The organism is Modestobacter sp. VKM Ac-2983 (assembly GCF_026967885.1).
Classification (GTDB): Bacteria; Actinomycetota; Actinomycetes; order Mycobacteriales; family Geodermatophilaceae; genus Modestobacter.
This window is the reverse complement of the sequence record NZ_JAPVBK010000003.1, coordinates 723116-744143: the sequence shown is the minus strand read 5'-3', so window position 1 is coordinate 744143 and position 21028 is coordinate 723116. Positions and strand designations below refer to the sequence as shown.

The following is a 21028-nucleotide window of genomic DNA, read 5'->3' as shown; positions in this document are numbered from 1 at the left end:
CCTTGTGAGCAGAGCGAGCATGTCGGCGGTGCGCTGGGCGGTGACGGCGTCGGCGTTCGCCCTGGTCGCCGGTGGCCTGCGCCGGCTGGGGTCGGAGCCGGGGACGATCCGCGCTGCGCTGGCCGATCCCCAGCGGCTCGTCGACACCGCCGGGGCGGACGCCCTCGTGCTCGTGGCGGTGACCGCCCTGGCGTGGCTGTGCTGGGCCTGGGGTGCGCTCGGTCTGCTGCTGACCGCCGCCACCGCGGCGCCCGGCCTGGCCGGCCGGACGGCCGGGGTGCTGCTGCGCGGAGTCCTCCCGGCCGGCGCCCGGCGGGTCGCGGCGATCGCGATCGGGGTCGGCCTCAGCACCGCGGCGCCCATCGCGCTGCCCAGCGGTCCGGGTCCACTCACCGTCGCCTCGGCCGAGACGAGCTCCACCTCCGCCGACTGGCCGTCGGGGCCTGCGGCACCCGCCGTACAGCCCGACTGGCCGGGCGCACCGGCGACGGCGGTGGAACACACGGCCCCGGCGGAACACACGGCCCCGGCGGAGGACACGGCCCGGGCGCCCGACTGGCCGGGGCCGGCGACCGGCGACCACGTCGTCCTCCGCGGCGACTGCCTGTGGGACGTGGCCCGCGACTGGCTCACCGGCCGCCACCCCGGGCAGCCGGTCACCGACGCCGAGGTCGCGGCCGCCGTGCAGGCGTGGTGGGCGGCCAACGCCACCGTCATCGGCCCCGACCCGGACCTGCTGCTGCCCGGTCAGGTGCTGCGGCCCCCCACCTGACCCGCCCCCGATCCGCCTTCCCGTCGTCCCGAGGAGACACCGATGACCGCCGCGCCGCAGCTCTCCCCCGCACCACCTGCTCCCCCGCCGTCCAGGCCGCTGACCGCTGCGCCGACGCCGGTCCCCCGGCGGCTGCAGCTCGTCGTCGTCCGCACCCCCGGACCTCCCCTGCAGAAGGAGGACGTGCCGGTGCGGCTGCTGGTCCCAGGCCGGCGCACACCACGGCCGGCACCTCCGCCCGGCCCGCGACCCCGGTTGGACCGGCCGGCCCGGCCCGCCGGTGATGCGGCGGACTTCGGGCCGGCCTGGACGCGCCGGGCCGAGCTGCCCGACCCGCAGGCCGCCGGACGGCGACTGGTGACCCTGACCCTGGAGGCGTTCGCCGGCCGTCGGCCGATCAGCCAGCTGCAGTCCCTGGTGAGCCCCGCGCTGTTCCAGGCCCTCAGCGGGCGGCGCCGGCCGCGCTGGTGCACCGAGGGGACCGCCCCGCTGCTGCTGAGCTCGGTACGGGTCTGCGAACCGGTGGACGGGGTGGCCGAGATCAGCGCCGTGGCCCGGCGCGGCGGCCGGGCGCACGCGGTCGCCGCCCGGCTGGAGGGGGTGGACGGGCGCTGGCGGTGCACGGCGCTGCAGGTCGGCTGAGCGGCTCGCCACCCGGTGGCGCGGGTCCGGACCACACGCCGATGCCCCGCCGACCAGGTGGTCGGCGGGGCGTCGGGGAGCTCAGCGGGTCAGCCCGCGACCCCGTGGCACTGCTTGTACTTCTTGCCCGAACCACACGGGCAGGGCGCGTTGCGCGGTGTCTCCTTGGTGCCGGTGACGGTCGCGGTCTTCGCCGCCTTGGCCCGCCCACCGTCCTTGGGCGACGCGTCCAGGCTGGGTGCGCTGTAGCTCAGCTCCGTCTGGTCCGGGGCCTCCAGGCCCTTGACGTCCAGCTCCGGCCCGGTGCCCGTGGACGCCGGGGCCGGCGCCTCCGCCGGTGCGGCAGCCGCCGCGGGGGCGGCCTTGCGGGTGCGCCGAGCGGAGCTCGTCGTCCCAGCGCCGTTGGACGTCGGCGCAGCAGCCGGCACAGCCGGGGCCCTGCCGTTGCCGTCCGCTGCCGGGGCGACCGGCTCGGCGGGCGGTGCGGCCGACTCGGCCGGCGGGGTGGGCGCGGCCGGCTCCGCGGGAGCCACCGGGGCCGCGGCCTCCGCCGGGGCAGTGGCTGCCGCCTGGGCAGTGGCTGCCGCCTGGGCAGTGGCTGCCGCCTGGGCAGTGGCTGCCGCCTGGGCTGCGGCCGCGGCCTGCCGGGCCAGCACCCGCTGGGTCCCGGCCTGCGCCCGGGAGAGCGCCTCCGCCTCGGCGGCTGCCTGCTTCTGCGCGGCCTCCGCGGCCTGCTGCTCCTTGGTCTTGACCTCGAGGTTGAAGAGGAACCCGAGCGACTCCTCCTTGATCCCGTCGAGCATCGCGTTGAACATGTCGTAGCCCTCGCGCTGGTACTCCACCACCGGGTCGCGGTTGGCCATCGCGCGCAGGTGGATACCGGCCCGCAGGTAGTCCATCTCGTAGAGGTGCTCGCGCCACTTGCGGTCCAGCACCGTGAGCAGCACCCGCCGCTCGAGCTCGCGCATCACCTCGGAGCCGAGCGCCTCCTCGCGGGCGGCGTAGGCGGTGTGCACGTCGGCGAGCAGCTCCTCCTTCAGCACGTCCGCGGTCAGCGCCGCCTGGTCGCCGTCGGCGACCCGGTCGAGCAGCTCCTGCCGGTCCAGACCGACCGGGTACAGCGCCTTGAGGCCGGCCCACAGCTGCTCGAGGTCCCAGTCCTCGGCGTAGCCGGTCTCGGTCGCGCCGCTGACGTAGGCGATGACGACGTCGTCGACCATCGTCTGCACCTGCACGTGCAGGTCCTCGCCGTCGAGCACCTTGCGGCGCTCGTCGTAGATGACCGTGCGCTGCCGGTTGAGCACCTCGTCGTACTTGAGGACGTCCTTGCGGACCTCGTGGTTCTGCTGCTCGACCTGGGTCTGCGCGGACAGGATCGCCCGGCTCACCATCTTCGACTCGATCGGCTGGTCGTCGGGGACCCGCAGCGTGGTCATCATCGACTCGAGCATCGGCCCGTTGAACCGGCGCATCAGGTCATCGCCCAGCGACAGGTAGAACCGCGACTCCCCCGGGTCGCCCTGCCGTCCGGACCGACCACGCAGCTGGTTGTCGATCCGCCGGCTCTCGTGCCGCTCGGTGCCCAGCACGTACAGGCCACCGGCCTCGGTCACCTGGTCGTGCTCGGTCTTGACCTGCGCCTTGGCCGACGCGAGGGCGTCGTCCCAGGCGGCCTCGTACTCCTCCGGGGTCTCCGCCGGGGACAGGCCCTTGACGCGCAGCTCCTCGTCGGCGATGAACTCGGCGTTGCCGCCGAGCTGGATGTCGGTGCCGCGGCCGGCCATGTTGGTGGCGACGGTGACGGCGCCGAGCCGCCCGGCCATCGCGATGATCGAGGCCTCCCGGGCGTGGTTCTTCGCGTTGAGCACCTCGTGCGGGATGCCCCGCTTGAGCAGGTACTTGCTCAGCAGCTCGGACTTCTCCACGCTCGCGGTCCCGACCAGCACCGGCTGGCCTTCGGCGTGCCGCTCGGCGATGTCCTCGACGACGGAGTCGAACTTGGCCTTCTCCGTCTTGTAGATCACGTCGGCGCGGTCGGCACGGACCATCGGCCGGTTCGTCGGGATCGGCACGACCCCGAGGGAGTAGGTCTGGTTGAGCTCGGCGGCCTCGGTCTGGGCCGTGCCGGTCATCCCGGAGAGCTTTTCGTAGAGCCGGAAGTAGTTCTGCAGGGTGATCGTGGCGAGAGTCTGGTTCTCGTCCTTGATCTTCACCCGCTCCTTGGCCTCGATGGCCTGGTGCATGCCCTCGTTGTAGCGGCGGCCCGACAGCACTCGACCGGTGAACTCGTCGACGATGAGGACCTCGCCGTCGGTGACGATGTACTGCTGGTCCTTCTTGTAGAGCTCCTTGGCCTTCAGCGCGTTGTTCAGATAGCTGATCAGCGGGGTGTTGGCGGCCTCGTAGAGGTTCTCGATGCCGAGCTGGTCCTCGACGAACTCCACGCCCTCCTCGGTGATGGAGATCGTCCGCTTGGCCTCTTCGACCTCGTAGTGCCGGTCACGCCTCATCAGCGGGGCGATGCGGGCGAACTCGCCGTACCACTTGGCGCTCGTCTCGGCCGGGCCGCTGATGATCAGCGGGGTGCGCGCCTCGTCGATGAGGATCGAGTCGACCTCGTCGACGATGGCGAAGGCGTGGCCGCGCTGCACCAGGTCGCCCTTGCTCCAGGCCATGTTGTCGCGCAGGTAGTCGAAGCCGAACTCGTTGTTCGTGCCGTGGGTGATGTCGGCGGCGTACTGCTGCCGGCGCACGTCGGGCTTCTGGCCGGAGACGATCGTGCCGACCGACAGGCCCAGGAAGCGCTGCACCCGGCCCATCCACTCGGCGTCGCGCTGGGCCAGGTAGTCGTTGGTGGTGATCACGTGCACGCCGTCGCCGCTGAGCGCGTTCAGGTAGGCCGGCAGCACACCGGTCAGGGTCTTGCCCTCACCGGTCTTCATCTCGGCGATGTTGCCCAGGTGCAGCGCGGCACCGCCCATCAGCTGCACCCGGTAGTGCCGCTGGCCCAGCGTGCGGGTGGCCGCCTCGCGGACCACGGCGAACGCCTCGGGGAGCAGGTGGTCCAGGGTCTCCCCGTCGCCGTAGCGCTCCTTGAACTCATCGGTCTTCGCGCGCAGCTCGGCGTCGGTCAGATCGGTGACGTCGGGCTCGAGGGCCTCCACCGCGTCGGCGATCTTCGTCAGCCGTCGGACGATCTTGCCCTCACCGGCACGCAGGATCTTGTTGAACACCACGACCCCAGCGTAGGCGGCGCGGCTGTGAAGCGGTCCCGGCGCGGCCGAGCGTCCTGCCCGGACCGCCGGACTCGTACCCTCCGCGACGTGTCCTCTGCCGCAGACTCCCCACCTCGCCCGCTGCTCGGACCGGGGGTCGTGGCCTTCTTCACCGAGCGGCACCTGGCCACGCTGACCACGCTGCGCGCCGACGGCAGCCCGCACGTCGTGCCGGTCGGCGTCACCCTCGACGCCGCCACCGGCACCGCCCGGGTGATCACCTCCGGCACCTCGGCGAAGGTCCGGCACGTGCGGGGCGGGCAGGCCCGGGTGGCCGTCTGCCAGGTCGACGGCAAGGTGTGGACGACGCTGGAGGGGACGGCGGTGGTGCGCGAGGACGCCGGTTCCGTCGCCGACGCCGAGGCCCGGTACGCCGTCCGCTACCAGCAGCCACGGGTCAACCCGGCCCGGGTGGTGCTGGAGATCTCGATCGACCGGGTGCTGGGCAACGCCGAACGCTGGCGGGCTCCCGAGGAGCCGCAGTGACCGGGATGGAGCTGCGCGGCATCGACCTGACCACCGAGGTGGTGCGCACCGACCGGCTGGCGCTGCGCCCCTTCCGCGAGGACGACGTCGAGGCGGTGCTGGCCGGCTGTCAGGACCCCGACGTCCAGCGCTGGATCAACATCCCGGTGCCGTACACGCGCGCCGACGCCCTGGCGTACGTGCTCGAGGACTCCCCGGCCGAACGCCGGGCGGGCACGGGCACCAACCTGGCCATCGAGGTGGACGGGGTCGTGGTCGGCTCCACCGGTGTGCACCGGATCGGCCAGCACCCGATGGGGCCGGAGATCGGCTACTGGCTCGCGCCGTCGGCACGCGGCAGGGGCTACGCCGCGGAGACCACGCACGCACTCGCCGAGTGGGCGCTGGGGCTCGGCGCCCACCGGGTGTACCTGGTCGCCGACGTCCGCAACGCCGGCTCCCAGGCGGTCGCCCGCCGGGCGGGGCTCACCCAGGAGGGCGTGCTGCGCTCCTACCTGGCCTACCGGGACGGCAGCCGGGGCGACGCCGCGGTCTTCTCCCGGCTGCCCACCGACTGACCCCGGACGGGCGACGAGCCGCCCTCCGCGGTGCGGAGGGCGGCTCGCCGGGGCAGCGGGTCAGGCGTGCGCGGGCTGGAGGTCCCCCGCCGCCGCGGATGCCGCGACGGCGGCGGCCGGGGCCCCGCTGTCCTCGGCGTCGGCCGGGGCGCCGAGCCGGATCAGCCCGTAGTCGAAGGCGTGCCGCCGGTAGACGACCGAGGGCACGCCGGTGTCGGCGCAGAGGAAGAGGAAGAAGTCGTGGCCGACGAGTTCCATCTCGTACAGGGCCTGGTCGATGTGCATCGGGGTGGCCGGGTGCACCTTCTCCCGGACGATCCGGCCGGGCAGGTGCTCGTCCAGGTCGGTCACCAGGGGGCCGTCGGCCAGCGCTGCCTCGACGTCGGCGGACCCTGCCCCGTCCGGCTCTCCCACAGGGGCGCTGCTCACCCCGTCGAGCACCGGCTCCTCGACCGTGGGCACGCCGTCGATCCGGACGCTCGGTGGTGTGCGCCGGCCGTGGTGCACGCGGCGACGGTCGTTGGCCCGCCGCATGTGGTTCTCCAGCTTGCCGGCTGCGAGTTCCAGCGCGGCGTAGAAATCTGGGGCTGACGCCTCGGCGCGGGCCACCGGCCCCTTGCCCCGCAGCGTGATCTCCACGCGCTGGGCGTTGGCTGTCTGCCGAGGGTTCTTCTCGTGCAGCAGCTCCACGTCGATGCGGATGACCTTGCCGTCGAACCGCTCCAGCTGGCCGACCTTGTCCTCCACCTTCTGGCGGAAGTGCTCGGGCACCTCGACGTTACGACCACGGACCACGATCTCCATGGGACCTCCCAGTTGAGCGGGGTGTGATCAACCCGACGCTAGACGCTGTACCCCGGTCCCGACAGTGGAAGCAGGGTCCAGCTCCGCTCCACCTCGACCACGCACCGTGAACGACCCAGGTGGCGCCGCGGCGAACGGCCGGTGGACCCGTCGTGGAGTCGCCGCGACGACCGCGGCCACCACCGGCGTGTCCCGCCACGGCGTGTCCCCGGCCCCGGCGAGCGCCCGGGCCCCCTCGGTCAGGGTCGCTCCGCTGGTGACGACGTCGTCCACGAGCACCAGCCGGCTGCCCGCGGGCACCCCGGCCCACGCCCGGTGCCCGGCGGGCAGCACGCGGAACCGGCCGGCCAGGTTGGCCCGCCGGGCGGCGGCGTCCAGGCCGGCGGAGTCCCGGGTGCGCCCGGCCCGCCCCCGCAGCCTGCCCAGCACCGGCGCCGTCCGGGCGGGTACGCCGGCTGCCCGAAGCTCGGCCACGGCGCGATCGGCCAGTTCCCGCACGTGGTCCCGGCCCCGCTGGCGCACCGCCGCCGCCGAGCTCGGCACCGGGACGAGGACGACGTGCGCGGTCGCCGGCCCGGCCGCACCGGCCAGCACGACGCCGACGGCCAGCGCCAGGGCCGTGCCCAGCGGCCCGGCCAGCTCGGCCCGGCCGTGCTCCTTGAAGGCCAGCACCGCGGGGCGCACCGACCCGGCGTAGGCGCCGGCCGCCACGGTCGGCGGGAAGCCGGGCGGGTGCCTCCGCGGCTCGGCCAGCCTGGGTCGGGTGAGTCGACGCCCGCAGGCCGGGCACAGGGCGTCGCCGGGCATCGCGCAGCCGGCGCAGCTGCGGGGCAGCACCAGGTCGGCCAGTGCCCAGCTCCCGGCGCGCAGCACCCCGGCCAGCCCGCCGTCCCCGTCGATGCCGCCGGCGCTGACCATGCCGACAGCCTGCCGGTCCGCGGCCGGACCCCGGTGGCGCAGCACGGCGCTGGGGACCCGGGGTGGGCGTGGGGACGACGGCCGGCGCTGCCCGGTCACATCGGGTAGAAGGGCGCCCTTCCGGGCAGCGGCGCGGCCCCGCGCACGGCGGTGACCCAGTTGCCGCCGGGCAGTTGCCACAGGGTGCCGCCGGCGCTGACCAGGGGCTGACGGCCCGGCGCGGCGGCGACGCCGGTCGGCTGGGCGGGCAACCCCGAGGTGGTCAGTTCAGTGAGCCCCCAGCCGTCGACGCTCACCTCGTACGGCACGGTGCGCCCGGTGCTCGGGTCGCCGGCCAGCAGGAGCAGCGACCCGGCGTTCCGCCAGGCGACGTCCACCACCTGTCGGATCGCGGGGGCGACCGACCGCAGGTCCCGGACACTGACCGCGTCGTCGGCCCGGACGACCGTACCGACGTAGAGCTGTCCCCCCTCGGGGCCGTCGATCACCACGGCGGCCCGCAACCCGTCCGGGGAGAGCTGGAACGCGGTCGCCCGGCCGAGTCCGGGGAGCGTGGGTGCGCTGACCGTCTGCGGCGCCCCGCCCTCGGGCAGCCGGATCACCTCGGCGCCGTCCCGCACGGTCCACACCTCGGCCCGGGTGCCGGCCGTCGTCGGCTCGGTGAAGCTGCCGCCGGTCAGCGCGGGCAGCAGCTCCCCGCCGTACTGACCGGCGTACAGCGTGGCCGGCGCCCCCGACGGCGACACCGAGGTCGACACCCCGGCAATGAGCCCGAGCGCTCCGGTCCGGCCGTCGACCGAGACCGCCGCGGACTCCAGCCCGTACACGCCCTCCCCGGCGGGCCCCGGTGCGGCGCTGCCGTCGGAGGTACGACGCAGCGCACCGTCGGCGAGGTGGTGCCCGACCGCATCGGCCGGGACGACGTCCGGGTCGTACTGCTGCCAGTCGTCGACCCGCTGCTCCTCGGGCACGTCTGGCAGGCCGAGCTCCTGCCCGTCGCGCAGCACCACCACCGAGGTCACGTCCAGCTGGTCCAGGGACCAGACCAACTGTGCGGAGGCAGCTTGCAGCGTCGCGTCGTCGACGTCGGCGGGGAAGGTGAGGTCGACCGTCGCCGTCCGGCCGGAGGTGCTCACCGTGCTGCGCAGCTCCGCGCCGGCCAGCGGGTTGAGCACGCCGGCGGCGATCTGCGGGGACGGGCCGTCGAGCAGGCGCTCGACGAGCGTGTTCGGCTGGGCACCGCCCTCGACCAGGTAGCGGGGGTCGGGGACCACCCGGGTGCCGGACTGGTCAAGGAAGTAGGCGTCGACGGGTTCGTAGGTGCGGGCGAAGTCCGGCTCGAGCATCAGCAGCCCGTCGGGCGGGTCGCTGATCCGCCACTCCCCCGACTCCTCGGTGAGCGTGAAGCTGTGGTTGTAGACCTCCCCGGTGCCGACGGTGAAGCTGCCGCGTTGGTCGACGGTGCCCACCTGGGCAGCGGTGACCTCGACGACGCCGGGTGCGGTGCGCACCGGTGCGTAGTCGCCGCTGATGACGGTGAGCCCGTCCGTGTCCCGCCAGGCCGCAGCGGCCTCCTCGGTCAGGTACTGGCGGGCCACCGGGTGGTTGCGGACGGTGCTGGCGTTGGCGTCGATGAACCCGCGGACGACCTCCTCCGGGGTCGCGCCCGGTACCGGCGCCGGCGGCTCGATGCCGACGGCACCGGCCGGTGGGGCGGCCGCCTGGGTGATCCGCACCGTCGGGGAACTGCTGGGCACGGTGCTGCAGCCGGCCAGCACGGACACGGCGAGCAGCGCGACGAGCGGGGCCAGCCGGCCGGAGCGGGGCCCGGTCACGACCCGCCCCCGACGAGGCGCGTGGGCGCCGGGCGCAGCGGCAGCGGTGAACTGGCCAGGTCGGCGCCGGCGGTCAGCGGCAGGGTGAGCCGGAACTGTGCCCCCTGCCCGGGCTGGCCCCACACCTGCAGCCAGCCACCGTGCAGCCGGGCGTCCTCCAGGCTGATGGACAGGCCGAGGCCGCTGCCGCCCACGGTGCGCATCCGAGAGGGATCGGCGCGCCAGAACCGGTCGAAGACGTGCTGGGCCGCCACCGGGTCCAGGCCGACACCGTGGTCGCGCACCGTGATCGCCGTCGCCGAACGGTTCGCAGCCAGGGTGATCTCGACGGGCTGCCCCTGCCCGTGCTCGATCGCGTTGCCGATGAGGTTGCGCAGCACCCGCTCCACCCGTCGCCCGTCCACCTCTGCGATGACCGCCGACGTCGGGACCTCGACCTGCAGCGTGCAGCCGTGCCGCTCCGCGAGCACGGTCATCCCGGCGGCGACCCGCTCGACCAGCGGGCCGAGGTCCTGCGCCTCCGCCTCGAGGGTCGCCGCGCCGGCGTCGTACCGGCTGATCTCGAGCAGGTCGGTCAGCAGCCCCTCGAAACGGTCCAGCTCCGCTCGCAGCAGCTCCGCGGAGCGGGCGACGGCCGGGTCGAAGTCCCCTCGGGCCTCGTGCAGCACGTCCGCCGCCATCTGCACCGTGGTCAGCGGCGTGCGCAGCTCGTGGGAGACGTCGGAGGTGAACCGCTGCTGCAGCTGGGACAGGCCCTCCAGCTGGGTGATCTGCTTCTGCAGGCTCTCGGCCATCGCGTTGAAGCTGGTGGCCAACCGCGCGAGGTCGTCCTCGCCGCGCACGGCCAGCCGCTCCTCCAGGTGCCCGGCCGCCAGCCGCTGCGCACCTCCGGCGGCGCGGCGCACCGGGCCGACGACCAGCCGCGTCACCAGGACGCCGATCCCCACGACGAAGAGCACGAGCGCGGTCCCGCTGATCACCACGGTGCTGCGGATCAGCCCCAGGCTCTCCTGCTCCTGGTCCAGCGGGAAGGCGAAGTAGACCTCCACCCGGTCGCCGCTGCGGGCATCGGTGGGCACGGGGGCCCCCACCACCAGGGTGGGCACAGGCTCCCCCTGCTCCCCGGGCACCGGCGCGTACCGCCAGGCCGGGGACCCGTCGGCCACCTCGGCGCGCAGGTCGGCCGGGAGGGCCGGGTAGATGTCCAGCCGGCTCCACGCCGGGCGCTCCTGGTCGCCGGAGCCGTAGACCATGACGACCTCGAAGTCACCGGCCGAGCCACCCCGGGACGTCAGCCCCTCGACGGTGCGGGCCAGCGTGGACCGGACGCTCGCCGAGTCACCGGTGGCGATGCCGCTGACCTCGGTCTGGGCGTACGCCACCCCGTTCAGCACCTGGTCGATGGCGGCGTCGCGCTTGACCCGGAGCAGCTGGTCGCTGATCTGGCTGAACAGCACCAGGCTCACGATCACCACGACGGTGCTGGCGACCAGCATGGTGATGGCACCGATCCGCAGCTGCAGCGAGGACCGCCAGGCGCGCACTGCGCGGCGCAGGGCGCGACCCCCGACCACCAGCGCCCGCCGCCGCGCGCGGCGCATCCGGCGCCGCACCCGTGCCGACGGCGGACGACCGGCAGGCCGGGGCCCGGGCGCGCCCACGGCGGCGCTGCCCGGTGCGGCCACCCGGGCCTGGTCGGCGGCCGGCTCCCCGGTGGCGGTGCTGACGACCGGCGGGGTGCTCACGACCGGCGGGGTGCCCAGGTCACGGCGGACCGGCCTTGTAGCCCACCCCGCGGACGGTGAGCACCACCTCGGGCTTCTCCGGGTCGCGCTCCACCTTCGCGCGCAACCGCTGGACGTGCACGTTCACCAGCCGGGTGTCGGCCGCGTGTCGGTAGCCCCAGACCTGCTCGAGGAGCAGTTCACGGGTGAAGACCTGGCGCGGCTTGCGGGCGAGGGCCACCAGCAGGTCGAACTCCAGCGGGGTGAGTGGGATCGCCTCGCCGTCCCGGGTGACCTGGTGGGCCGGGACGTCGATCTGCACGTCCCCGATGGCCAGGGTCTCCGCCTGACCGGTCTCCCCGCGGCGCAGCTGGGCCCGCACCCGCGCCACCAGCTCGACCGGCTTGAACGGCTTGGTCACGTAGTCGTCGGCCCCGGCCTCCAGGCCCTGCACGACGTCGATCGTGTCGCCCTTGGCGGTCAGCATCACGATCGGCACGGTGGACTGGGTGCGGATGTCGGCGCAGATCTGCAGGCCGTTGCGGCCGGGCAGCATCAGGTCCAGCAGGACCAGGTCCGGGCGGACCTGCTGGAAGGTGGCCACGGCTCGTGCCCCGTCGGAGACGAACGCCGGGTCGTAACCCTCCCGGCGCAGCACGATGCCCAGCATCTCGGCGAGGGCGGCGTCGTCGTCGACGACGAGGACGCGGCCGCGGCTGGTCCCGGCAGTGGGAGCTGAAGGTGGCACGGACCCATAATGCGTGACGAAGTCCACCCAGCGGTCCGCCCCGCCCGGAAGACTCCCCGGACGGGGCGGAACGTGCAGCTCAGAGCCGTGCGGTGCGCACCGGGCGAGGGGTCCGCTCAGTAGCGGTAGTGGTCGCTCTTGTACGGGCCCTCGACCGGGACGCCGAGGTAGTCGGCCTGCACCTTGGTCAGCGTGGTGAGCTTCACCCCGAGGGCGTCCAGGTGGAGGCGGGCGACGTGCTCGTCCAGCCGCTTGGGGAGCACGGTGACGCCGGGGGTCTTGCCCTCGTACGCAGCCCGGTTGCCCCACAGCTCGATCTGCGCCAGCGTCTGGTTGGCGAACGACGCGCTCATCACGAAGCTGGGGTGCCCGGTGGCGTTGCCCAGGTTCAGCAGCCGCCCCTCGGAGAGCACGATGATCGTGTGGCCGTCGGCGAACCGCCACTCGTCGACCTGCGGCTTGATCGTCGTCCGCACCACCCCGGGGGTGCGGGTCAGGCCGGCGATGTCGATCTCGTTGTCGAAGTGACCGATGTTGCCGATGATCGCCTGGTGCTTGGTCGAGGCCAGCTGCTCGGCGGAGATGATGTCCTTGTTGCCGGTCGTGGTGATGATGATGTCGGCCTTGCCGATGACCTCGTCGAGCGTGGTCACCTCGTAGCCGTGCATCGCCGCCTGCAGGGCGTTGATCGGGTCGATCTCGGTGACGATGACCCGGGCACCCTGGCCGCGCAGCGACTCCGCGCAGCCCTTGCCGACGTCGCCGTAGCCACAGACGACGGCGACCTTGCCGCCGATCATCACGTCGGTGGCGCGGTTCAGCCCGTCGATCAGCGAGTGCCGGCAGCCGTAGAGGTTGTCGAACTTGCTCTTGGTGACCGAGTCGTTGACGTTGATCGCCGGGAAGAGCAGCCGGCCCTCACGGGCGAGCTCGTAGAGCCGCAGCACCCCGGTGGTGGTCTCCTCGGTGACGCCCTTGATGGCCGCACCGATGCGGGTCCAGCGCTGGTCGTCCTCGGTCAGGCTCGTGCGCAGCGCGTCGAGGATGACGCCGTACTCCTCGGAGTCGGCCTCGGTGGTGTCCGGGACGACGCCGTCGGCCTCGAAGCGGGTGCCGAGGTGCACCAGCAGCGTGGCGTCGCCACCGTCGTCCAGCAGCATGTTCGGCCCGATGAGCGTGCCGTCGGCGTCGGCGAACTCGAACAGCCGCTGGGTGCACCACCAGTACTCCGGCAGCGTCTCGCCCTTCCAGGCGAAGACCGGCACGCCGGTGGGCTCCTCGGGGGTGCCGTCGCCGACGACGATCGCGGCGGCCGCGTGGTCCTGGGTGGAGAAGATGTTGCAGCTCACCCAGCGGACGTCGGCGCCGAGGGCGACCAGCGTCTCGATCAGCACGGCGGTCTGGATGGTCATGTGCAGCGAGCCGGCGATGCGGGCGCCGGCCAGCGGCTGGGCGTCGCCGTACTCGGCGCGCAGCGCCATCAGACCGGGCATCTCGTGCTCGGCGAGGGAGATCTCCTTGCGGCCGAAGACGTGCAGGGAGAGGTCGGCGACCTTGAAGTCGCCGTCGGTCAGGACGCGGGTGCCAGTGCTGGCGGTCATGTCGCTCCAGTGTCCGGCCCTGCCCGGGACGGGCGGGCTCTGTCGGTCGCTGTGTCCCCGCGGCTGCGGGGCGAGCGAGCATGCCGAGGCTTCGGCGGGGCTCGTGCCGTCGCCCAGGGTACCGCCGCGAGCACGGTCGCGTGCTGGACCGGCCACCCTGCAGGGGGGCCCTTCTTCAGCGCAGCGCAGTAGTGGCGCGGTACAGCACCGCAGGCCCGCGGGCGGTGACCGCCTGCCCGGCCGGCACGAAGGCCGACTGTCCCTGCCGCAGCGTCAGGTCGCCGTCCGCGCCGGTGAGCACTGCGACGCCCTCCGCGCAGAGGAGCACCTGCGGCCCGGCCGTGGTGAGCACACCGGGGTCGACGTCGACCTGGCATCGGGTGAGGTCGAAGTCGTCGACCGGGACGGGGTAGCGCAGGCCACCGCGGCCGAGCACCGGGTGGATGACCGGGACCTTGCCGTCGGTGAAGTCCAGGACCTCGATCAGCGCCGCCAGGTCGACGTGCTTGCTCGTCAGCCCGCCGCGCAGCACGTTGTCCGAGCTGGCCATCACCTCGACCCCGGCACCGCACAGGTAGGCGTGCAAGTTGCCGGCCGGCAGGAAGACGGCTTCGCCGGGGGCGATCCGGAGGTGGTTGCACATCAGCGAGATCACGACCCCGGGGTCCCCCGGGTAGGTGTCGGCGAGCGTCGCGGCCCAGCGATAGGTGTTGATGAACTCCGGGTCGTGCGCGGTGACGAAGGACGCCGCCCGGGCTGCCACGGCCTGCACGAGGGACTCTCGCCGGCGCTTCGAGAGAGCCAGCAACTGCGGGATGGCGGCGCGCAGCCCACCGCGGGCCAGCGCGGCGATGGTCGGCATCAACTCCGGCAACTGGAGCTTCGCCAGGCAGTGCAGCGACTCCTCCACCGGACGGAATCCACACAGCGCCTCGACCGGCGTGATCGCCAGCAGGATCTCCGGCTTGTGGAAGGGGTCCTTGAAGGTCCGCGTCGGGTCGTCGTGCGGGATGCCCGCCGCCTCTTCCGCGGCGAACCCCGTCTCCGCTTGTGCGGTGGTCGGGTGCGCCTGCAGCGACAGCGGCTTGTCGGCCGCCAGCACCTTCATCAGGAAGGGCAGCCGGTCGCCGAACCGTTCGCGGACCGGCTGGCCCAGCAGCCCCGCGGGGTCAGCGGTGATCGCATCGCTCAGCGTTCGGCCATCAGCGAGCACGCTGGACGCGTCGGGGTGCGCACCCATCCAGAGCTCGGCGTAGGGCCGGTCGGCGGGCGAGGGGAGCCCGAGGAGCTCCGGGATGACGGTGCGGCTTCCCCACGGGTAGTGCCGCACCGGACTGTTGAGCTGCCACATCGACGCTGAGGTTACCGGCGAGGACGTCACCGGACAGACGTCGGATCAGGCCGGTCCGCACTGGAGCAGATGGGGAGGGCGCTCACCCGGGCGAGGCAGTCGGGTCGAGCGCTGGTCCACGGACGATCAGCCTCCGGAGGCGACCGGTCACGGGTGCAGAGCCCGCTCGTGGTCCAGCGCCAGCGCCAGGTAGACGGCGCTGAAGTCGGCCACGGAGAGCTGCCGGGCGAGCCGGGCCAGCCGGGGGTGCCGTTCCGGCTCGGCGTGTTCGGCCAGCGCGCTGATCGGGACGTTGTGCGCCGCCGCGGCGCGCAGGACCTCCTGCATCGCTTCCTCGGCCGACCGCGGGTCGCGCTCCCCGGCGTCGTGCTCGCCGGCGTCCGCGTCGCGGATGGTGATCAGCCGGAGCCGGCGGCCCGCGTCGTCGGTCCGGTCCCGGAAGAAGTCGTCCTGCCCCTCCTCGGGGGCCAGCGGGCCGCCGAGGACGGTGCACGCGGCGACCCGCTGGTCGGGCAGCCGGAAGCCGGTCACCGGCAGCCCGGCCAGGGTGGCCAGCTGATCGGCGACCCGGCCGGCGGCGGCCCCGGCGAGCGGCCCCTCGGCGGCGATGACCGGCAGCGCGTCCAGCAGCTCCAGCGCCAGGGTCTTCGCCGGGTTCACGAAGGACTCCCGGGCCGGGCCGCACTCCGCCGCCACCTCGTCCAGCGATGCGGCCACCAGCTCGGTGTCGGCGGCGTCCTCCGCGACGAGTCCCAGGTCGGCAGCCAGCAGCAGCATGGGGGTCAGCAGCGACCACAGCGCGGTGTGCTGCACGCGGGAGGGCGGCAGCGGCACGTAGGGCGCCCGGGCGCTGGCGCACGCGGCGTGCAGCGGGGCGCCCTCGGCGCCGATGCCGACCAGCACGACGCCGCGCCGGGCGGCCTCGTAGGCCGGGGTAACGGCGTACCGGCCGGCGCCGGTGCGGGTGGCCACCACGGCGATGTCCGAGGGACCCATCCAGACCGGCAGGTCCGGGCCCGGGACGACGTCCACGGTGACCGGGCTGGCCGGGCCGAGCAGCGCCCGCAGCACCGTCGCTGCGACCGCCCCCTCACGCCTGCCGACGATCACCAGCCCGCGCGGGCGGCCGCCGGAGGTCGCCCGCTCGAGCCCTGCCTCGCGGGTCAACTGCGTCGTCTCCCGGACCTGGGCACCGGCACCGGCGACCGCCGGCAGCAGCCCCCGCGGGTCGCGGGCGCGGAGCAGGTTGAGGTCGTCCAGGACCTCCTCGGCGAGCTCGGGCGAGGTCATGCGCGGCGCTGCCGCGCCTCGTCGAGGAGCAGCACCGGGATGCCGTCGCGCACCGGGAAGGCCCGGGAGCACGTGGGGCAGACCAACTCGCTCGCCTGGAGGTCGACGGTGAGCGGGGTGTGGTGGGTGTCCGGACAGGCGAGGATCTCCAGCAGCTCGGGATCGATCCCCAGGGTCGCGTCCTGGTTCATGCCCGCACCATCTCCAGTACCTCGTCGCGCAGCGTGGCCATCCGCGCCGCATCGGGTGCTTCCACGTTGAGTCGCAGCAGCGGCTCGGTGTTGCTGGCCCGCAGGTTGAACCACGAACCGTCCGGCAGGGAGACGGTCAGGCCGTCGAGGTCGTCGATCGCGACGCCGTCCCGCTCACCGTAGGTCTCCCGGACCGCCGCCACCCGCCCGGCCTGGTCCCCGACGGTGGAGTTGACCTCCCCGGAGGCGGCGTACCGCTCGTAGGCGGCGGCGAGCTCCGACAGCGGCCGGGACTGCTCGCCCAGGGCGGCCAGCACGTGCATCGCGGCGAGCATGCCGGTGTCGGCCCGCCAGAAGTCGCGGAAGTAGTAGTGCGCGGAGTGCTCACCGCCGAAGACGGCGTCGGTGCGGGCCATCTCCTCCTTGATGAAGGAGTGCCCGACCCGGGTGCGGACCGGTGTCCCGCCGTGCTCGCGGACGATCTCCGGCACCGCACGGGAGGTGATCAGGTTGTGGATGATCGTCGTCCCGGTGCCCTTGGCGAGTTCGCGCACGGCGACCAGCCCGGTGATCGCCGAGGGGCTCACCGGCTCGCCGCGCTCGTCGATGATGAAGCAGCGGTCGGCGTCGCCGTCGAAGGCGAGGCCGATGTCGGCGCCGTGCTGGCGCACCCCCGCCTGCAGGTCGACCAGGTTGGCCGGGTCCAGCGGGTTGGCCTCGTGGTTGGGGAAGGACCCGTCGAGCTCGAAGTACATCGGCACGATCTCCAGCGGCAGCCCGGAGAGGACCACGGGGACGGTGTGCCCACCCATCCCGTTCCCGGCGTCGACGACGACCTTCAGCGGCCGGATGCCGGAGAGGTCGACCAGGCCCCGCAGGTAGGCGGCGTACTCCACGGCGACGTCCCGGGTGCTGACCGTGCCCGGCCTGCCCGGGTCCCGGTCGAACACCGCGGCTTCCTCCAGGAGCTGCTCGGACCACTCCCGGATCTGGACCAGCCCGGAGTCCTGGCCGATCGGTGCCGCCCCGGCCCGGCACAGCTTGATGCCGTTGTACTGGGCCGGGTTGTGGCTGGCGGTGAACATCGCGCCCGGCATCTCCAGCGAGCCGGCGGCGAAGTAGAGCATGTCGGTGGAGCCCAGGCCGGCCTCGACGACGTCGACCCCGCGGGACAGCACGCCCTCGGCGAAGGCCCGGGAGAGCGGGACGGAGGAGTCGCGCATGTCGTGGGCGGTGACGACCGAGGTCGCCCCCGTCTCGGCGTGCACGTACTCGGCGAAGGCGGTCCCGATGGCGCGAGCGACGCTCTCGTCCCACTGGTCGGGGACGACTCCGCGCACGTCGTAGGCCTTGATGATCGACGTCAGGTCTGCCACGGCGCTGACCCTATAAGGGCTTGCGGCTACGGGAGGTTGGGGAGGACGCGCAGGTGGCCGCGGCGGGTGCCGCTGCCGTCGTCGGCCGGGTCGCGCGGCGGCTCCGGGCGGGCTGCCTCCCGCACCGCGTCGGCCAGTGCCAGCAGGTCGTCACCGGTCGGGCCGAGGTCGTCGGCGTCGATCTCGTGCCGGACGACCTCCCAGCCCCGGGGCACCGTGAGCCGCTCGGCGTGGAACTCGCACAGGTCGTAGCTGTGCGGCTCGGAGTAGGTCGCCAACGGGCCGACGACGGCCGTGGACTCCGCGTACACGTAGGTCAGGGTGGCCGCCGCCGGTTGCGCGCAGCCGCTGCGCGAACAGCGACGTGACTGCCTCACCACCGGTTCCTCACGCCGGGCACACTATCCGGGCCGACGCCGTCTGGGGAGGAGGCACACCGGATCACGCACGTCCACCCCCTCCTCCCCGTCCTGGCCCACCCGACCCAGCCGTCCCCCGCCCGGCGTCCCCGACTGATCGCCAGCACCGCTGCGGTCCGCTGAGGCCGTAGGCTCCTGCCGCGATGGACCGCCTCCCTTCCCGCGCCCGGCGCGACCGCCATGGCCGCGGCCTGCGCGGTCGTCTCGTGCCACCGACGGTGCCGCTGTCCCGCAGCCGCGCCGAGCAGTTCGACGACCTGGTCCTGGACGCGGTCGAGGACCTGGAGCGCCGCTGGGAACGTGAGCTGGCCGGTGTCGAGTTCGCCGTCGAGGACGTGCCCTGGGTCGACCACACCAGCCCCGACGACGTGGTGCTGGACGCCGACGTGCTGGAGGACGGCAGCGTCCCGCTCGCCCGGGTCCTGCCCGCGCACCGGGAGGGGGGGCACGAGCACCCGGCCCGGATCGTGGTCTACCGCCGGCCGCTGGAGATCCGCGCTGCCGACCGCGACGACCTCGCCGACCTGGTGCGGGACGTCGTCGTCGACCAGGTGGCGGTGCTGCTGGGACGGGACCCCGAGGAGATCGACCCCGCCGGTTGAACGGGCCGCGGCCGACCCCTTTGCCATGCTGGGCGCCGAGATGAGCGCAGCTGACCACAGCCGGCCCGGCCGGCACGGTGCCCGGCGGACCGTCGTGACCGGGGTCGTCGCCGGCCTCGTCGTCCTCGCCGCCGTCCTGGTGCTGCTGGCCCTCCAGCCCCGGACGACGACGGCCACCGCGACCCTGACCGTGACCCCCCGCACCGAGGCCGGCGCCGGTGCGGCACTGCTGCTGGCCGACCGGTACACCGCGCTCGCCGGGTCGGCCGAGGTCCTGGCCGCGGTGCAGGACGACGAGCCGGCACTGGCCGGGGTGCCGCTGGCCGAGCTCGAGGAGAGCACCGCTGCCGAGCGCGCTCCCGGCACGGCCACCGTCGCGATCCGGGTGACGCTGCCCGACCGGGACACGGCGGTGGCCGCGGCCGACGCCGTGGTCGACCGGCTCGTCGAGCGGGGCACCGACGAGGAGCTCGTGGACGTCGACCCGGGCCGGGAGGCCTCGCCGGCCGGCGCCACCGGTTCACCGGCCGCGGGCCGGTGGGTGCTGGTCTCGGTGCTGCTGGCCCTCGCCGCCGGGCTGTGCGCCGCGCTGGCGTCGGCCCTCCTGACCGGGAGGCGGGCTGCTGGACCGGCGGCCCGCGAGGCCGGTCACCGCGGGAGCGACGCCGCGGCGCTCGACGACCTGCCCGGCTTCCTGGAGAGCCCGCCCGGCTCCGCCGGCGCCCGGCCGACGGCAGCGCACCCAGGGACCACCGGCACGGGCGCCACGTCGACCGCGGTCCGGGCACCCGGCGGCGCACTGTCACGCACGGCACTGTCCGCCACCACCCTCACGGCAGCGTCCCTGCTGGTCCTCGCCGCCGTGGTGGTGGGGGCACCCGCCAGCCGACCCGGGGACGTCGGCCTGGACGCAACCGCGGCGGACGCCGCCGTCATCGGGACGACGGCGGCCGGTCCCGCGCCCGCCACGCCACCCCCCGAGATGGGGTCACCCGACGCCGCGGCCCAGCCCGAGGCGGGCGCCCTGGCACTGTCCTCCGTCCCGCTGGGCACCGACGGCGTCGCGGCGACGGCGACCTTCGGCGCTGTGCTGCTGGAGGAGCGGGCCGTGGGGCTGACCGTCACCCACCCCAGCGTCAGCCTCACCACCGATGGCCGACGCGCCTTGGCGCACGTCCGGCTGCCCACGTACAACTGCCTCACCGCCGAGCCCCCCGCCGACCCGCTGGCCGCCGGCTGCGCCCGGGGCATCACCGAGTACGCCGACCTGGCCAGCCCGGAGCTCCAGGTCACCCGCGACGGCGACCGCATCGAGCTGACCGGCCTCTTCCCCACCTACACGCGCCCGAACGGCAGCGCGCCCAGCTACACCGGCAGGGCCTACCAGCTGACCGCCTCGATCGCGCCCGACGGCCCGCGCCGTGAGAGCACGACCCCGGCGACCGGCGTCGTCCGGATCGGGCTGGACAGCGCAGCCACCGCACCCGACCGCGGGGTCACCCGGCTGCAGCACCCCGGCTGAGCGAGCCCCGTCGGCCCAGCTGGGCGAGGCCGGCCACGGCCGTGAGGGTGCCCGCCGGGGCACCGAGCTCGCGGCGGAGCCCGCCGACGTCACTCGTGCCCCACCACGGCCAGCGCTCCTCCCCGGGGGTGCTGCGGTCGAGCAGGGTGAGCAGCAGGGCCCTCGGCCCCTCGTCCGCCGGGACGACGGCGACCTCCAGCTCTCCGGTCGCGGCGTGCAGCCGGGCTGCGGCGCGGACGAAGTCCCGCTGTGCGGTGGGGAGCTGCGCCAGCACGGCCGGCAACCAGCGCTCCACCTCGACCGGGTCCCGACTGCGGACGACGTCGGCGACGGTGTCCAGCTCGTCGACCAGGCGCCGGCTGCGCGCGGTGGCCAGCTGGGCGTCCGGCAGCCCGGCAGCCAGGTGCCGCACCGTCGGGTCGCCGAGCGGGAGCCCGGTCAGCCGGAGGGTCCACGGGCCCCGGACCCGGTCGAGCAGGCCGATCACCCCGGCGGCGAGCCGCGCGGCGACCTCGTCGTCCCGGGCCGGCAGCCTGGACTGCGGTCGTCCCGGGGGCAGCGGGCCGGGCTCGGCGCCCAGCAGGGTGACCACGGTGCCGACGCCGCGACGCCGGAAGGACAGCAGGGCCGCCCCGACGGGACGACTGTCCGCGTCCTGGCCGACCAGCACCGCCCGGGGGTGAACCCGGCCGAACAGGTGTCCGGCCTGCACGTTCAGCGCGGCGGTCAGCCATGGCGGACGGGCGGGGAGGGGGGCGGCGACCCCGGTCAGCAGGGGTGCGGCGGCGCGGACCTCACGGACGACGGCGGTGCGGCCGTCGGCGACCCGGGTGTGCACGGGGCCCAGTCGACCACACGGGCGAGGGGCCGTGGGACCGGGCTGCCGAGCAGCCGGGTGGAGCACTCGGTGACGAG

Annotated in this window: 19 protein-coding genes; 6 read left to right on the top strand and 13 right to left on the bottom strand. The window is 74.4% G+C overall.

From position 1 onward, the window contains the following. Positions 1 to 19 precede the first annotated feature (19 nt). Together O2W18_RS15540 and O2W18_RS15535 are read left to right on the top strand one after the other, a co-directional pair. On the top strand, positions 20 to 772 hold the full coding sequence (locus O2W18_RS15540) for a hypothetical protein (protein WP_269188373.1): 753 nt from the start codon (positions 20 to 22) through the stop codon (positions 770 to 772). Between the two features lie 42 nt (positions 773 to 814). Further along, positions 815 to 1414, top strand: a complete 600-nt coding sequence (locus O2W18_RS15535) for an Rv3235 family protein (protein WP_269188372.1) — start codon at positions 815 to 817, stop codon at positions 1412 to 1414. Between the two features lie 89 nt (positions 1415 to 1503). On the opposite strand, the gene secA is transcribed toward O2W18_RS15535, so the two are convergent. After that, positions 1504 to 4650: a preprotein translocase subunit SecA gene (secA, locus tag O2W18_RS15530; protein ID WP_269188371.1), complete on the bottom strand. Its 3147-nt coding sequence runs from the start codon at positions 4648 to 4650 to the stop codon at positions 1504 to 1506. 87 nt (positions 4651 to 4737) lie between these two features. Between secA and O2W18_RS15525 the strand changes: the two genes are divergently transcribed. Continuing rightward, positions 4738 to 5175, top strand: a complete 438-nt coding sequence (locus O2W18_RS15525) for a TIGR03618 family F420-dependent PPOX class oxidoreductase (RefSeq protein WP_269188370.1) — start codon at positions 4738 to 4740, stop codon at positions 5173 to 5175. 5 nt (positions 5176 to 5180) lie between these two features. Further along, on the top strand, positions 5181 to 5732 hold the full coding sequence (locus O2W18_RS15520) for a GNAT family N-acetyltransferase (RefSeq protein ID WP_269188656.1): 552 nt from the start codon (positions 5181 to 5183) through the stop codon (positions 5730 to 5732). A 60-nt stretch (positions 5733 to 5792) separates the two neighbouring features. Here O2W18_RS15520 and hpf read toward each other — a convergent pair whose 3' ends face one another. From hpf to O2W18_RS15465, 11 genes are all read right to left on the bottom strand, one after another. Then, complete coding sequence (hpf, locus tag O2W18_RS15515; protein ID WP_269188369.1) at positions 5793 to 6536, bottom strand: ribosome hibernation-promoting factor, HPF/YfiA family; 744 nt, start codon at positions 6534 to 6536, stop codon at positions 5793 to 5795. 27 nt (positions 6537 to 6563) lie between these two features. After that, entirely contained in the window at positions 6564 to 7454 is an 891-nt protein-coding gene (locus O2W18_RS15510) for a ComF family protein (RefSeq protein ID WP_269188368.1), read from the bottom strand. A 95-nt stretch (positions 7455 to 7549) separates the two neighbouring features. Beyond that, positions 7550 to 9289 carry an LpqB family beta-propeller domain-containing protein gene (locus O2W18_RS15505; RefSeq protein WP_269188367.1) on the bottom strand — a complete coding sequence of 580 codons (1740 nt, stop codon included), beginning with the start codon at positions 9287 to 9289 and terminating at the stop codon, positions 7550 to 7552. Then, positions 9286 to 11034 (bottom strand): MtrAB system histidine kinase MtrB, encoded by a 1749-nt coding sequence (gene mtrB / locus O2W18_RS15500; RefSeq protein WP_269188366.1) that lies wholly within the window; start codon positions 11032 to 11034, stop codon positions 9286 to 9288. The genes O2W18_RS15505 and mtrB overlap by 4 nt, the downstream gene beginning before the upstream one ends. Positions 11035 to 11053: 19 nt before the next feature. Next, complete coding sequence (mtrA, locus tag O2W18_RS15495; protein ID WP_269188365.1) at positions 11054 to 11761, bottom strand: MtrAB system response regulator MtrA; 708 nt, start codon at positions 11759 to 11761, stop codon at positions 11054 to 11056. A gap of 116 nt (positions 11762 to 11877) precedes the next feature. Continuing rightward, positions 11878 to 13362, bottom strand: a complete 1485-nt coding sequence (ahcY, locus tag O2W18_RS15490) for an adenosylhomocysteinase (RefSeq protein ID WP_269188364.1) — start codon at positions 13360 to 13362, stop codon at positions 11878 to 11880. Positions 13363 to 13537: 175 nt separating this feature from the next. Then, positions 13538 to 14713 carry a mannose-6-phosphate isomerase, class I gene (gene manA, locus O2W18_RS15485; RefSeq protein WP_269188363.1) on the bottom strand — a complete coding sequence of 392 codons (1176 nt, stop codon included), beginning with the start codon at positions 14711 to 14713 and terminating at the stop codon, positions 13538 to 13540. Between the two features lie 147 nt (positions 14714 to 14860). Further along, on the bottom strand, positions 14861 to 16003 hold the full coding sequence (locus O2W18_RS15480) for an SIS domain-containing protein (RefSeq protein ID WP_269188362.1): 1143 nt from the start codon (positions 16001 to 16003) through the stop codon (positions 14861 to 14863). Beyond that, positions 16000 to 16194: a Trm112 family protein gene (locus tag O2W18_RS15475; protein WP_269188361.1), complete on the bottom strand. Its 195-nt coding sequence runs from the start codon at positions 16192 to 16194 to the stop codon at positions 16000 to 16002. Before O2W18_RS15475 ends, O2W18_RS15480 begins: the two co-directional genes overlap by 4 nt. After that, a complete protein-coding gene (locus O2W18_RS15470) occupies positions 16191 to 17570 on the bottom strand; it encodes a phosphomannomutase/phosphoglucomutase (protein WP_269188360.1) in 1380 nt (459 codons plus the stop codon). Before O2W18_RS15470 ends, O2W18_RS15475 begins: the two co-directional genes overlap by 4 nt. A gap of 26 nt (positions 17571 to 17596) precedes the next feature. After that, the gene (locus tag O2W18_RS15465) at positions 17597 to 17947 is read right to left on the bottom strand and encodes a DUF3499 domain-containing protein (protein WP_269158659.1); all 351 of its coding nucleotides are present in this window, start codon (positions 17945 to 17947) and stop codon (positions 17597 to 17599) included. Positions 17948 to 18132: 185 nt separating this feature from the next. Between O2W18_RS15465 and O2W18_RS15460 the strand changes: the two genes are divergently transcribed. Both O2W18_RS15460 and O2W18_RS15455 read left to right on the top strand, forming a co-directional pair. Continuing rightward, positions 18133 to 18591 (top strand): metallopeptidase family protein, encoded by a 459-nt coding sequence (locus O2W18_RS15460; protein WP_269158658.1) that lies wholly within the window; start codon positions 18133 to 18135, stop codon positions 18589 to 18591. Positions 18592 to 18631: 40 nt separating this feature from the next. Continuing rightward, the gene (locus O2W18_RS15455; protein ID WP_269188359.1) at positions 18632 to 20113 is read left to right on the top strand and encodes a hypothetical protein; all 1482 of its coding nucleotides are present in this window, start codon (positions 18632 to 18634) and stop codon (positions 20111 to 20113) included. On the opposite strand, the gene O2W18_RS15450 is transcribed toward O2W18_RS15455, so the two are convergent. Further along, positions 20088 to 20951 carry a hypothetical protein gene (locus O2W18_RS15450; protein WP_269188358.1) on the bottom strand — a complete coding sequence of 288 codons (864 nt, stop codon included), beginning with the start codon at positions 20949 to 20951 and terminating at the stop codon, positions 20088 to 20090. The genes O2W18_RS15455 and O2W18_RS15450 overlap by 26 nt on opposite strands. Positions 20952 to 21028: the final 77 nt, after the last annotated feature.